The 13,601-nt window shown below is 59.3% G+C and carries 7 protein-coding genes, 3 tRNA genes and 3 rRNA genes; 9 read left to right on the top strand and 4 right to left on the bottom strand.

Annotated features, from left to right (window positions below; all coding sequences use genetic code 11):
- Positions 1-83 precede the first annotated feature (83 nt).
- The 3 genes from ACP16H_RS21280 to ACP16H_RS21270 form a co-directional block, all read right to left on the bottom strand.
- Positions 84-2,405, bottom strand: a complete 2,322-nt coding sequence (locus ACP16H_RS21280) for a calcium-binding protein (RefSeq protein WP_425074244.1) — start codon at positions 2,403-2,405, stop codon at positions 84-86.
- A gap of 234 nt (positions 2,406-2,639) precedes the next feature.
- A complete protein-coding gene (locus tag ACP16H_RS21275; protein ID WP_425074243.1) occupies positions 2,640-3,128 on the bottom strand; it encodes a fasciclin domain-containing protein in 489 nt (162 codons plus the stop codon).
- Positions 3,129-3,299: 171 nt separating this feature from the next.
- Positions 3,300-3,752 carry a DUF302 domain-containing protein gene (locus ACP16H_RS21270; RefSeq protein WP_425074242.1) on the bottom strand — a complete coding sequence of 151 codons (453 nt, stop codon included), beginning with the start codon at positions 3,750-3,752 and terminating at the stop codon, positions 3,300-3,302.
- A 127-nt stretch (positions 3,753-3,879) separates the two neighbouring features.
- On the opposite strand from ACP16H_RS21270, the gene ACP16H_RS21265 reads away from it, so the two are divergent.
- Positions 3,880-5,445, top strand: coding sequence for an FMN-binding glutamate synthase family protein (locus ACP16H_RS21265; RefSeq protein WP_425074241.1), 1,566 nt, complete (start codon positions 3,880-3,882; stop codon positions 5,443-5,445).
- A 15-nt stretch (positions 5,446-5,460) separates the two neighbouring features.
- Here the strand turns inward: ACP16H_RS21265 and ACP16H_RS21260 are convergent, their stop codons facing one another.
- Positions 5,461-5,706 carry a hypothetical protein gene (locus ACP16H_RS21260; RefSeq protein ID WP_425074240.1) on the bottom strand — a complete coding sequence of 82 codons (246 nt, stop codon included), beginning with the start codon at positions 5,704-5,706 and terminating at the stop codon, positions 5,461-5,463.
- 170 nt (positions 5,707-5,876) lie between these two features.
- Between ACP16H_RS21260 and msrP the strand changes: the two genes are divergently transcribed.
- The 8 genes from msrP (at position 5,877) to ACP16H_RS21220 (ending at position 13,411) form a co-directional block, all read left to right on the top strand.
- Complete coding sequence (gene msrP / locus ACP16H_RS21255; RefSeq protein WP_425074239.1) at positions 5,877-6,776, top strand: protein-methionine-sulfoxide reductase catalytic subunit MsrP; 900 nt, start codon at positions 5,877-5,879, stop codon at positions 6,774-6,776.
- 3 nt (positions 6,777-6,779) lie between these two features.
- A complete protein-coding gene (gene msrQ, locus ACP16H_RS21250; RefSeq protein ID WP_425074238.1) occupies positions 6,780-7,388 on the top strand; it encodes a protein-methionine-sulfoxide reductase heme-binding subunit MsrQ in 609 nt (202 codons plus the stop codon).
- 672 nt (positions 7,389-8,060) lie between these two features.
- Positions 8,061-9,511, top strand: a 16S ribosomal RNA gene (locus tag ACP16H_RS21245).
- A 151-nt stretch (positions 9,512-9,662) separates the two neighbouring features.
- A tRNA-Ile gene (locus tag ACP16H_RS21240) sits at positions 9,663-9,739 on the top strand.
- 4 nt (positions 9,740-9,743) lie between these two features.
- Positions 9,744-9,819, top strand: a tRNA-Ala gene (locus tag ACP16H_RS21235).
- 449 nt (positions 9,820-10,268) lie between these two features.
- Positions 10,269-13,091 (top strand): 23S ribosomal RNA (locus tag ACP16H_RS21230).
- Between the two features lie 83 nt (positions 13,092-13,174).
- Positions 13,175-13,289, top strand: a 5S ribosomal RNA gene (gene rrf / locus ACP16H_RS21225).
- Together the 16S, 23S and 5S rRNA genes with 3 tRNA genes alongside form the textbook arrangement of a ribosomal RNA operon.
- Positions 13,290-13,334: 45 nt before the next feature.
- Positions 13,335-13,411, top strand: a tRNA-Met gene (locus ACP16H_RS21220).
- Positions 13,412-13,601: the final 190 nt, after the last annotated feature.

Below are 13,601 nucleotides of genomic sequence, written 5' to 3'. Positions count from 1 at the left end.
AAATTATCTGATTCGTAAACGGCAAAAGGCCCGCCATGCAGCGGGCCTTCGCGAAGGTGTGATGCGGGGTGGCCCGCAGCGGATCAGAACAGGAAGTCGCCCGCGTCGATGTTGGCGATATCGGTGTTCTGCAGGGTCACCTGGTTGTTGCCTTCGAAGGCGATGACCACGTCGGCCCCGACCTGCGAGATCGCGAGGTCAGCGAACTGGGTGATCCCTACGCCCGCCAGACCGGACAGGTCGATCTGGTCGAGGTTGTCCTCGAAATCGGCGATGATGTCCTGCGAGGTTCCGGTGGCAAAGACGAAGACGTCCGCCCCTGCTCCGCCGGTCAGGACGTCACGACCGCTTTCACCCGCGAGGTAGTCATTGCCAGCGCCGCCGAACAGCTTGTCATGGCCGATGCCGCCGTACAGCTGGTCGTTGTCGTCGCCACCGTCGAGCATGTCGTTGCCGTGCTCGCCGTTGAGGATGTCGGCACCGGCGCCGCCTTGCAGGTTGTCGTTGTTGTTGCCGCCGAACAGCTGGTCGTCGCCGTCCTCGCCCTGCAGCTTGTCGTTGCTGTCGCCACCGTAGAGCGAGTCGTTGCCGGCACCGCCGCGCAGGTCGTCCTTGCCCGCGTCGCCGTTCAGCACGTCGTTGCCGCCCATGCCGAACAGGCGGTCATCGCCATCGCCACCGGAGATCACGTCGCCCGTTTCGCCACCGGTCACGGTGTCATTGGCCGCGCTTGCCGCGAAGGGGTTCGCTGCCAGGACGAGGTCGGCGTTGGTGACGGACGCGGCCAGCACACCTTGGAGAACCACGACCGTGCCGTTGCCGAAGTCGATGGTGGTGTCGGTGCCGTCATCGGTCATCGCCAGTTGACCGGCGTCGTAGATCCCGAAGGCCGAGACGTCGAGCTTGTCCGCACCGCCGGTGAAGTCGGTGATGGTGGTGATGCCGACGCTGTTGTTGACGAGGAAGGTGTCCGCGCCAGCGCCGCCGGTCATGGCGTCGTTGCCCTCGGAGAAGAGGAAAGTGTCGTTGCCGTCGCCGCCGTCCAGGAGGTCTCCGCCCTTGCCACCGTCGAGGAAGTCGTCGCCCGCTCCGCCGTTCAGAACGTCGTCATCGTTGCCGCCGTACAGGGCGTCGGCCCCTGCGTCGCCGTTCAGCGTGTCCGCGCCCGAGGCACCGTAAAGCGTGTCGGCACCGTCGCCACCCGAGACGTCATCGTTGCCCTTGCCCGCGTTGAACATCTCGTCGGCAATCGTGCCGACGATGATGTCGTCGTCCGACACGGGGGCCGGGGGCGGCGGCGGCGGAGCGTCGGCCAGGATGAAGTCGGCGTTGGTCAGCGTCAGGCCGGTGCGTTCGGCGATGACGATGGCGCTGCCGTCCGAGAAGGTCAGCGTGGTGTCGGTGCCATTGTCGCTGACGGTGATCTGCGACACGTCGTAGATGCCGAAGGCGGTGACGTCGATCTTGTCGATGCCGGTGTCGTAGCCCATCAGGCTGTCGGTGCCCATGCCGGGCGCGGCGATGATGACGTCCGCTTCGCCGTCGCCGATGTGCAGGGTGTCATCGCCCTCGCCGCCGTCGAGCGTGTCGGCGCCCGTGCCGGAGCCGAGGACATCGTTTCCGGTGCCGCCGAACATCAGGTCGTTGCCTGCGTTGCCGTGCACTTCGTCGTCGTCATTGCCGCCGTAAAGCGTGTCATTGCCAGCGCCTGCGATGATGGTGTCGATGCCGCCGTCGCCGTAGACGACGTTGTTGCCTTCGCCGGCCTGCAGGTAGTCGTTGCCCTCGTTGCCGTGGATCAGGTCGTCGCCATTCTCGCCGTAGATGGTGTCGGCGCCGTTCATGCCGTTGACGGTGTCGTTGCCGTCGCCGCCCATGTAGCTGTCGTCACCGCCCAGAAGATCGGCGGCATCGTCGCCTGCGGTGCCCGTCACCACGTCCGCGACTTCGGTGAAGAGCGGCGGCACAACGGCCGGAGCCACCGAGACGGTGTAGTTCGTGGTGGTCGCGCCATCGCCGTTGATCTGCAGGGAATACCACTGGGTGGAGCCCGCGATGAAGTCGAATTCCACCGTGTTGCCGATCACGCGCATCTCGACGCGCGTGCCCATGCCGGTGGGATGCTCCCATGCGCCGGGGTTCGTCACGGTGCCGTTGTCGATGTTGAAGCCGGTGGAATGGAAGTTGTTCGGGTTGATGATCGTCAGGTTCGAGAGGTCGTTCACGTCATCGAGAGTGATGGAAATCGTGTACATCGTCCCGGCTTCGAAGGTCGGCAGGTTGATGCCGTCCGCGGTGTCGCCGCCGCCGAAGGTGCCTGCAAAGGTGTCGTCGAAGCCGATGGTGTAATTGCCGGATGCGTATGCGCTGATGTAGGAATCGTTGGTTTCTGTGATCGTAGCCATCAAAATGTCCCCTTAAGACGTGCTGCTCTTGTCCACCCGAAATCAGGTGACTGGGGACTGTTCTTAGGGAGGGCTTTGGGCGCGTTAACGGTGCGTAAAGGTTAATTTCGCGGTAAGTTTTAGGGCGATGTTGCCCGAAACCGGTTCGAATGCGGCGGAAGTTTGTGGGCGGTTTCGAAAAACGAAACGACCCGCCGATTGGGCGGGTCGTTGTTGTGTCAATCGAAACGGAAATTACATCGACGGCATGATGACCTTGTCGATGACGTGAATCACGCCGTTCGAGGCTTCGATATCGGCCTGGGTCACGGTGGCGTCGTTGACCATGACGCCGTTGTCGAGGTCGATGGTGATTTCTTCGCCTTCGACCGTCGCGGCCTTCATGTCGTCGGTCAGGTCGGTGGACATGACCTTGCCCGGCACCACGTGGTAGGTGAGGATCTCGGTCAGCTTGTCCTTGTTCTCGGGCTTGAGCAGATCGTCGACGGTGCCTTCGGGCAAGGCGGCAAAGGCCGCATCGGTGGGGGCGAAGACGGTGAACGGCCCGTCGCCCTTCAGCGTGTCCACCAGCCCGGCCGCGGTTGCGGCGGCGAGGAGCGTCTCGAAGCTGCCCGCCTCGGTCGCGGTGTCGACGATGTCCTTGGCCATGGCGTGGCTCTCGGCAAAGGCAGGTGCGGACAGGGCGAGGGTGGCGGCAGCGGCCAGCAGGGTCTTGCGGATCATGGTTTGGTTCCTCCTTGGTGTGTGATGCGGGTTACATCGTCAGGGAATACGGAGGAGGGCCGCAGGTGGATTTCGCGGAGTCGTGATGCCGCCGGGGTTGCCGAAGGGCGCGTCTCTGCTAAGCCGCGCCCTTTGCATATTTCCAGTGACGTTGTCGTGATCCGACGTGATCTAGTCGAGACCCAAGGCAGAGCGGGCGATGCCGTCGAGCATTGCTTCGACCTTCTTCATCGCGCCCTCGGGATAGGTGCGAAAGCCGATGGTCGTGGTGTCCGGTGTGTCGGGGCGGACCATGACGAAAATGTCGTACGGGCAGAAGACCACGTTCATCGGATCGGCCTCCATCACCTCGCGGCTGACGGCGGCGGAGCAGAAGCTGTAGACGTCGGCATGCACGAAGAGGTCGACGGTGCCGCCCACGTCTTCCTTTGTGCGGGCGAGCATGTCGCCGGTGTGGCTGATGTGGTCCACCACCAGCCCCGCGTCGAGAATCGCGTTTTCGAGGCCAAAGATCACGTCGTCGAAGGACTGGTCGGTGTCATATGTAATGATGTCGGTGCGGGTATCGTCGGCCTGAGCCATGGTGGCAGCGACCAGCGCCAGCGCTGTGAAGAGTTTGTTCATGGGTCCTCCCGTAGGCTGGCTGTCGGCGGAAGTGCCGAGAGGGGTGCCAAGCCGGTGTGATGATGGCAATGTAGGGTGGTTAACACATCTTGCATTGTGACACATCAACACATTCCTGGAGGTGAATATGGAATTCGTCATGGTGGTGCTCCAGTACCTTGCGCTGCTTTTCGTGCTGGCGATCGGGGTCGGCGTACTGGCAATCGGCGCGATGTTCTGGCTGGATACGCGCCAGACCAGCGACGCGATCCGCCGCAACTACCCGGTGATCGGGCGGTTTCGCGGGATTTTCACCGAACTGGGGGAATTTTTTCGCCAGTATTTCTTTGCCATGGACCGCGAGGAGATGCCCTTCAACCGTGCGCAGCGGAACTGGGTCTATCGCGCGTCCGAGAACAAGTCGAACACGGTGGCCTTCGGCTCGACCCGCAACCTGTCGATTCCCGGCACGCCCATCTTCATGAACGCGGTGTTCCCGCCGCTGGACGACCAGTTCGCCTCGACCGAGCCGATGGTGATCGGGCCGCATTGCCGCGAACCCTATGCCGCGCCGTCGATCTTCAACATTTCCGGGATGAGCTACGGCGCTTTGTCGAAACCAGCGGTGCAGGCGCTGTCGCGCGGGGCGAAGATGGCCGGGGTCTGGATGAACACCGGCGAGGGCGGGCTGGCGCCCTATCATCTGGAAGGCGGCTGCGACGTGGTCTACCAGATCGGCACGGCCAAGTTCGGCGTGCGCGATGACGAGGGCAACCTGTCGGACGAGAAGCTGCGCCAGATGGCGGCCAATCCCAACATCAAGATGTTCGAGATCAAGCTGAGCCAGGGGGCGAAACCCGGCAAGGGCGGTATCCTGCCCGCGGCCAAGATCGACGATGAAGTGGCGGCGATCCGAGGCGTGCCGAAGGGCAAGGACGCGATCTCGCCCAACCGGCACCGCGAGGTGGATGATTTCGACGACCTGCTGGACCTGATCGGCCATATCCGCGAGGTGACGGGCAAGCCGGTGGGGTTCAAGACCTGCATCGGCTCGGCCGACCCGTGGTTCGACTTCTTCAAGCGGATCAAGGAGCGTGGTGTCGAATGTGCGCCGGACTTCATCGCGGTGGATGGGGGGGAAGGCGGTACAGGTGCGGCGCCGATGCCGCTGATCGACCTCGTGGGGATGCCACTGCGCGACGCCCTGATCCGCATGGTCGATCTGCGCGATCTGGCGGGCCTGCATGACCGCATCCGCATCATCGCCGCTGGCAAGCTGGTGTCTCCGGCGGACGTGGCCTGGGCGATCTGCATGGGCGCGGATTTCGTGACCTCGGCGCGGGGCTTCATGTTCTCGCTTGGCTGCATTCAGGCGCTGAAGTGCAACAAGAACACCTGCCCGACCGGGATCACCACGCATATCCCCTCCTTGCAGAAGGGGCTGGTGGTCGAGGAAAAGGACAAGCGCGTCGCGGCCTACGCCAAGGCGGTCATCCACGAGGTGGAGATGATCGCCCATTCCGTCGGCGTCGCCGAGCCGCGTCAGATGCGGCGGCGGCACGTCAGGGTCGTCACAGACAGTGGCGCGACGGTGCAGATGAACGAGATCCACCCGTCCGTGCACCTTGGGTTGACGGGACTGGCGCGGGCGCGCGGGAACGTCCAGTTCGAGGAGGCGATGAAGCGCCTGCAGATCGAGGGCGAGGTGCTCTGACGGCGGGGGCGGGGTTCAGTCGCCCCCGCCGTCTCCTCCACCGTCATCGGACATGCTGCTGCCTTCATCGCCAGAGCCGTACCACGCCCCGCCGGGCTTGCGCGGGTCGCGGGGTGAACTGCCTGCGCGGCCATGCCATTCGGTCCAGTACCGTCTGCCGTCCTTGGCCTGATGCAGCGAGCGGCGGCGTACCGCGCTGCGGTAGATGCTGAATACCGAGCCCACGACGAAGATCAGGATGAGGGTGGTCTGGGTGTCCATGTCGTCTCGTGGTCTGCCTCGGGCGGTAGCCCACCGTCGCCGAAGCGGACCGGTCTCGTAATCTGCATGCGCCGGATTGTTTCAACGCCTTGGCGGCAACGTGAAATGGATTGCTTTGGGTTGTTGGCGGGCGTGCATTACCTTTGCTCCAGCAAACACGGGAGACAGAGATGAGCCGCCGCTGGACCAATGACCTGACGCAGGATGACGTGACGCCCGAGGGCCTGTTCCTGAACCGCCGCCAGCTGATGGCGGGGGCCGGGGCGCTGGGCATCGCCGGGGGACTGGCCGCGCCGGCCGGGGCCGAGACGCTTGAGCCGAACGCTTACGAGGACATCACCAACTACTGCAACTACTACGAGTTCGGCACCGGCAAGGACGATCCGGCGAAGTACGCCGGTGCCCTGACGACCGAACCCTGGACCGTCCAGATCGACGGTCTGGTGGACAAACCCGGCGATTACACCCTGACCGATCTGGTCAGCCAGATGGACATCGAGGAACGCATCTACCGCTTCCGCTGTGTCGAGGCCTGGTCGATGGTGGTCCCCTGGCAGGGATTCGAACTGGCGGATCTGCTGGACATGGTCGGCGTAAAGCCCGAGGCGCAGTATGTCGCCTTTGAGACCGCGCTGCGCCCCGACGAGATGCCGGGCGTGAAATATCCCGTTCTGGACTGGCCCTATGTCGAAGGCCTGCGGCTGGACGAGGCGCGCCATCCGCTGACGCTCTTGGCGACGGGCCTGTACGGCAAGCCGATGCTGAACCAGAACGGCGCGCCGATCCGGCTGGTGGTGCCGTGGAAATACGGCTTCAAGTCGATCAAGTCGGTGGTGAAGATCACCCTGACCGACACGCAGCCGCCGACGTCATGGAACAAGGCGAACGCCGGTGAGTACGGATTTTATTCCAATGTGAACCCGACCGTGGATCACCCCCGCTGGAGCCAGGCCACCGAACGGCGCCTTGGCGGCGGGCTGTTCGCGCGCCGCGAGCCGACTCTGCTGTTCAACGGCTACGACGAGGTCGCCGGTCTGTATGACGGCATGGACCTGGTGCGGAACTTCTGATCGATGTTGGGCGGTCTCAATACATATGTGCGGCGCGTGCCGACCTGGGTGGTCTATCTTGGGCTGGCCGTGCCTGCGCCGTGGCTCTTGTACCTCGGCCTGACTGGCGGATTGGGGCCCGAACCGATCAAGGCGCTGGAGCACGAACTGGGTCTTTGGGCGCTGTGGCTGCTGATTGCCGGTCTGTGCGTGACGCCCCTGCGTCGGCACGCTGGGCTGAACCTGTTGAAGTATCGGCGGGCGCTGGGTCTGATGGCCTTTTATTACGTGACGCTGCATCTGCTGACGTGGCTTGTTCTGGACGTTCAGATCCTGTCGCAAATCTGGGCCGATATCGTGAAGCGCCCATACATCACTGTGGGGATGCTCGCGTTTCTCCTGATGATTCCCCTCGCGGCGACGTCCAGCAACCGGGCCATCCGCACCCTTGGGCCGAATTGGCGCCGGCTGCACCGGCTGACCTACGGCGTGGCTCTGCTGGGCGCGCTGCATTTCGTGATGCTACGAAAAGGGCTTCAGTTGGAGCCGCTCCTCTACATGGGGGGAGTGGCCGCGCTTTTGGTGCTGCGGCTTCCCGGATGGGGTGTCGACAGGGTAGTCAGGGGGGCGTGATCGGTGGTTCCGGCGGGTGTCGCAGGGCGTAAATGCATCTGCAGCGAAAGTTGCCGCTGCGTCGCAGCGGTGCCGAGTTGTTTAAGGGGGTGTTAGCGTCGGCAAAGGCGAAGAAAATTCCGGTGTAATCATATGTTTTTGTTATGGTTATTTTGGTTTGCGAAGAAAAAGTGACGGAACTTGAAAAAAGCTCTTGCGACTCTGTGATGGTCTAAGTAGATACCCCTTCACCGGCGGCGCTGAGGTGCTGGTTGGGACGCGGAACGGAGCGGATGTGACGCTGAGAGGCGGGACTGAGGCGAAGGGAAGCGGAGAAAATCAGAGGCATTGACGGGCGGGCGCGCCGGAAGTTAGGGCGCACCGGTTCGGTTTTTGTCTCTACGTTATTTGACATCGCTGGTATCTGAAGAGATATGTGGGCGGCTCTGGTCCGATCGATGGATCAACCCTCTCATATCGACTTTCCTAGGATTTAGGTCCGATGATGGAAAGGTCAGCTTCACTGTTTGAGCGGCTTTCGGTTTCTGATGAAACCTGAAGCACGTTATCAAACAGATGACTTCCAATACGTATCCTTCCTTAGCCGGGTGGATATAGGCGCGGCCCCAAAGTTGCGCTGAGTATTGGAGATGTGCAGAGGTTCGAACGTCAAGGATACGCGGTAACGCGTTTCAACTTGAGAGTTTGATCCTGGCTCAGAACGAACGCTGGCGGCAGGCCTAACACATGCAAGTCGTGCGCGCCCTTCGGGGTGAGCGGCGGACGGGTGAGTAACGCGTGGGAACGTGCCCTTCTGTTGAGGATAGCCCCGGGAAACTGGGAGTAAAACTCGATACGCCCTTAGGGGGAAGGAAGGATCGGCCCGCGTCTGATTAGGTAGTTGGTGGGGTAATGGCCTACCAAGCCTACGATCAGTAGCTGGTTTTAGAGGATGATCAGCCACACTGGGACTGAGACACGGCCCAGACTCCTACGGGAGGCAGCAGTGAGGAATCTTAGACAATGGGCGCAAGCCTGATCTAGCCATGCCGCGTGAGTGATGAAGGCCTTAGGGTCGTAAAGCTCTTTCGCCAGGGATGATAATGACAGTACCTGGTAAAGAAACCCCGGCTAACTCCGTGCCAGCAGCCGCGGTAATACGGAGGGGGTTAGCGTTGTTCGGAATTACTGGGCGTAAAGCGCGCGTAGGCGGATCAGAAAGTTGGGGGTGAAATCCCGGGGCTCAACCCCGGAACTGCCTCCAAAACTCCTGGTCTTGAGTTCGAGAGAGGTGAGTGGAATTCCGAGTGTAGAGGTGAAATTCGTAGATATTCGGAGGAACACCAGTGGCGAAGGCGGCTCACTGGCTCGATACTGACGCTGAGGTGCGAAAGTGTGGGGAGCAAACAGGATTAGATACCCTGGTAGTCCACACCGTAAACGATGAATGCCAGTCGTCGGCAAGCATGCTTGTCGGTGACACACCTAACGGATTAAGCATTCCGCCTGGGGAGTACGGTCGCAAGATTAAAACTCAAAGGAATTGACGGGGGCCCGCACAAGCGGTGGAGCATGTGGTTTAATTCGAAGCAACGCGCAGAACCTTACCAACCCTTGACATCCTGTGCTACATCGAGAGATCGATGGTTCCCTTCGGGGACGCAGTGACAGGTGCTGCATGGCTGTCGTCAGCTCGTGTCGTGAGATGTTCGGTTAAGTCCGGCAACGAGCGCAACCCACATCCTTAGTTGCCAGCAGTTCGGCTGGGCACTCTAGGGAAACTGCCCGTGATAAGCGGGAGGAAGGTGTGGATGACGTCAAGTCCTCATGGCCCTTACGGGTTGGGCTACACACGTGCTACAATGGCAGTGACAATGGGTTAATCCCCAAAAGCTGTCTCAGTTCGGATTGGGGTCTGCAACTCGACCCCATGAAGTCGGAATCGCTAGTAATCGCGTAACAGCATGACGCGGTGAATACGTTCCCGGGCCTTGTACACACCGCCCGTCACACCATGGGAGTTGGTTCTACCTGACGGCCGTGCGCTAACCTTCGGGAGGCAGCGGACCACGGTAGGATCAGCGACTGGGGTGAAGTCGTAACAAGGTAGCCGTAGGGGAACCTGCGGCTGGATCACCTCCTTTCTAAGGATGCTTCTAGTATCTGGGTTCGTCCCAAATCGTGAAGCACTTAGCACGGACAGCAAACAAAGCTGTCCAAAACGTCAGCTCGACTGACATGGACCAGGTCGTCCTCATATCTCTTCAGAACGTGATCAGGCCTACCGGCCTGTATGGGTCGGTAGCTCAGGTGGTTAGAGCGCACGCCTGATAAGCGTGAGGTCGGAGGTTCAAGTCCTCCTCGACCCACCATAGTGGGGACTTAGCTCAGCTGGGAGAGCGCCTGATTTGCATTCAGGAGGTCAGGGGTTCGATCCCCCTAGTCTCCACCACTCACTTCACTTGAGTGAAGCGAGGTCTTAACGTCGAACGATTGTATCGGTAAGCATCTGCGGATGTTTACCCGTCCAATCGGACGCATCATTCACATCGTATAGAGAGAAACAATCAACATTGCTTGATTGCCATAAGTAGTTGGCAATCTCGGTTGGTTCGCCCCGTTACCGGGAAAGCCGCAAGGCTGGATCGGGAATGGAACAAGGCGAAGGTTCTTCTTTGGTCTAGCCGGCCGAAGCGGAATATCCCTTCCGAAACGAGCAATCGTTGTCCAAGTCAAGTACACTAACCAAGTCACTTTAACCGAGTGACAAGTCCTCGCGACAACGCGAGGGCGGGAAAGTATGCTTTGTCCGGTAAGAGAGCGGGGCGGTCTGCCGACCGTGTCACTCTTTGCGAGGGCCACACGAACCAGCGTGGCATCAACCTTGCTCTTACTGGATCAAATCAAGCGCGAGAAGGGCGTTTGGTGGATGCCTTGGCAGCAAGAGGCGATGAAGGACGTGATACTCTGCGATAAGTCATGGGGAGCCGAGAATAGGCTTTGATCCATGAATCTCCGAATGGGGCAACCCACCTGATACTCTGTTGTAATTGCCTTCGGGCAGCCTACAGCGGGGTAAACCAGGTACTTCTTACCTGAATACATAAGGTTTGAAGAGCAAACCCGGGGAACTGAAACATCTAAGTACCCGGAGGAAAGGAAATCAATTGATACTCCCCTAGTAGCGGCGAGCGAACGGGGACCAGCCGAGCCTTGAGAACGATCAGAACATGCTGGAAAGCATGGCCATAGCGGGTGACAGCCCCGTATGAGAAGTTTGATGGGACGTATTAAGTAGGGCGGGACACGTGAAATCCTGTCTGAAGATCGGAGGACCACCTTCGAAGGCTAAGTACTCCTTGCTGACCGATAGCGAACCAGTACCGTGAGGGAAAGGTGAAAAGCACCCCGACGAGGGGAGTGAAACAGTACCTGAAACCGAACGCCTACAATCAGTCGGAGCTTCCTTGCGAAGTGACGGCGTACCTTTTGTATAATGGGTCATCGACTTGGTCTATCTAGCAAGCTTAAGCCGTTAGGTGTAGGCGCAGCGAAAGCGAGTCTTAATAGGGCGTCGAGTTAGATGGATCAGACCCGAAACCGAGTGATCTAGGCATGACCAGGATGAAGATAAGGTAACACTTATTGGAGGTCCGAACCCACACCTGTTGAAAAAGGTCGGGATGAGTTGTGCCTAGGGGTGAAAGGCCAATCAAACTCGGAGATAGCTGGTTCTCCGCGAAATCTATTTAGGTAGAGCGTCATCCGAATACCCCGGGGGGTAGAGCACTGGATGGGTAATGGGGCCCCACAGGCTTACTGATCCTAACCAAACTCCGAATACCCGGGAGTACTAGATGGCAGACACACTGCGGATGCTAACGTCCGTAGTGAAGAGGGAAACAACCCTGACCTCCAGCTAAGGCCCCCAATTCATGGCTAAGTGGGAAAGCAGGTGGGACGACCAAAACAACCAGGAGGTTGGCTTAGAAGCAGCCATCCTTTAAAGATAGCGTAACAGCTCACTGGTCTAATCAAGTTGTCCTGCGGCGAAGATGTAACGGGGCTCAAGCCATGAGCCGAAGCTGAGGATGCACATAGTGCATGGTAGCGGAGCGTAGTGTGACATAGCACTCATCCGTATTTGCATCCCACGGGATGTAATGACGGATAGAGTGCTTTCTGTGAAGCCGGGGCGTGAGCCATCCGGTGGAGAGATCACTAGCGAGAATGATGACATGAGTAGCGACAAAGAGTGTGAGAGACACTCTCGCCGAAAGTCCAAGGGTTCCTGCTTAAAGCTAATCTGAGCAGGGTAAGCCGGCCCCTAAGGCGAGGCCGAAAGGCGTAGTCGATGGGAACCAGGTTAATATTCCTGGGCCAGAAGGATGTGACGGATCGTGGCGGCGTGCAGGTCTTATCGGATTGACCTGTATCCAAGACGGTTCCTGGAAATAGCCCTTCATGAGACCGTACCCTAAACCGACACAGGTGGACTGGTAGAGTATACCAAGGCGCTTGAGAGAACGATGTTGAAGGAACTCGGCAAAATACCTCCGTAAGTTCGCGAGAAGGAGGCCCGGTACATGAGTGCCGGGGGCACAAACCAGGGGGTGGCGACTGTTTATTAAAAACACAGGGCTCTGCGAAGTCGCAAGACGACGTATAGGGTCTGACGCCTGCCCGGTGCCTGAAGGTTAAAAGGAGGGGTGAGAGCTCTGAATTGAAGCCCAGGTAAACGGCGGCCGTAACTATAACGGTCCTAAGGTAGCGAAATTCCTTGTCGGGTAAGTTCCGACCTGCACGAATGGCGTAACGACTTCCCCGCTGTCTCCAACATCGACTCAGCGAAATTGAATTGCCTGTCAAGATGCAGGCTTCCCGCGGTTAGACGGAAAGACCCCGTGCACCTTCACTACAGCTTCGCACTGGCATCAGTCACAACATGTGCAGGATAGGTGGTAGGCTTCGAAGCAGGGACGCCAGTCCCTGTGGAGCCTCCCTTGAGATACCACCCTTGTTCTGATTGATGTCTAACCGCGGTCCGTTATCCGGATCCGGGACCCTGCGTGGTGGGTAGTTTGACTGGGGCGGTCGCCTCCTAAAGCGTAACGGAGGCGCGCGAAGGTTGGCTCAGAGCGGTCGGAAATCGCTCGTTGAGTGCAATGGCATAAGCCAGCCTGACTGCGAGACTGACAAGTCGAGCAGAGACGAAAGTCGGCCATAGTGATCCGGTGGTCCCAAGTGGGAGGGCCATCGCTCAACGGATAAAAGGTACGCCGGGGATAACAGGCTGATACTGCCCAAGAGTCCATATCGACGGCAGTGTTTGGCACCTCGATGTCGGCTCATCTCATCCTGGGGCTGGAGCAGGTCCCAAGGGTATGGCTGTTCGCCATTTAAAGAGGTACGTGAGCTGGGTTTAGAACGTCGTGAGACAGTTCGGTCCCTATCTGCCGTGGGTGTAGGATACTTGAGAGGAGTTGCCCCTAGTACGAGAGGACCGGGGTGAACGTTCCACTGGTGGACCAGTTGTCGTGCCAACGGCAGTGCTGGGTAGCTATGAACGGACAGGATAACCGCTGAAGGCATCTAAGCGGGAAGCCCCCCTCAAAACAAGGTATCCCTGAGGACCGTGGTAGACCACCACGTCGATAGGCCGGAGATGTAAGTGCAGCAATGCATTCAGTTGACCGGTACTAATGGTCCGATAGGCTTGATTTGATCCAGTAACAGCCAGGTTACAAATCAAAGCATACACACAAGTGTAAAACACTTGGACAACAGTTGATCGTGTCTTTCCTCGGTTTGGTGGTCATAGCGAAAGCAATACACCCAGTCCCATCCCGAACCTGGCCGTTAAGTGCTTCCACGCCAATGGTACTGCGTCTCAAGACGTGGGAGAGTAGGTAACCGCCAAACCTAGCAAAGACACAACTCTCTATACAAAACATAATACAAAATTGACGCGGGGTGGAGCAGCCCGGTAGCTCGTCAGGCTCATAACCTGAAGGTCGCAGGTTCAAATCCTGCCCCCGCAACCAAATCCAAATGCCTCAAAGGCCCGCCATCACGGCGGGCCTTTGGCGTTCGCAGCAGCTCCTTTTCCTTAAAAACTTAATCGCTCACAGGCACGATATGGGTCCTTCACTCATCGCGACAGGTGTATTTGGGGATTAGGTTTCTCGTCTGGCTCAAGCGAGCGGCAGGCTTGAACCGGTGCCTGGTTCGCCA

The organism is Sagittula sp. S175 (assembly GCF_049800975.1).
GTDB lineage: Bacteria > Pseudomonadota > Alphaproteobacteria > Rhodobacterales > Rhodobacteraceae > Sagittula.
Note: the sequence above shows the minus strand (reverse complement) of the source record. Positions and strands in the feature narration are given on the sequence as shown.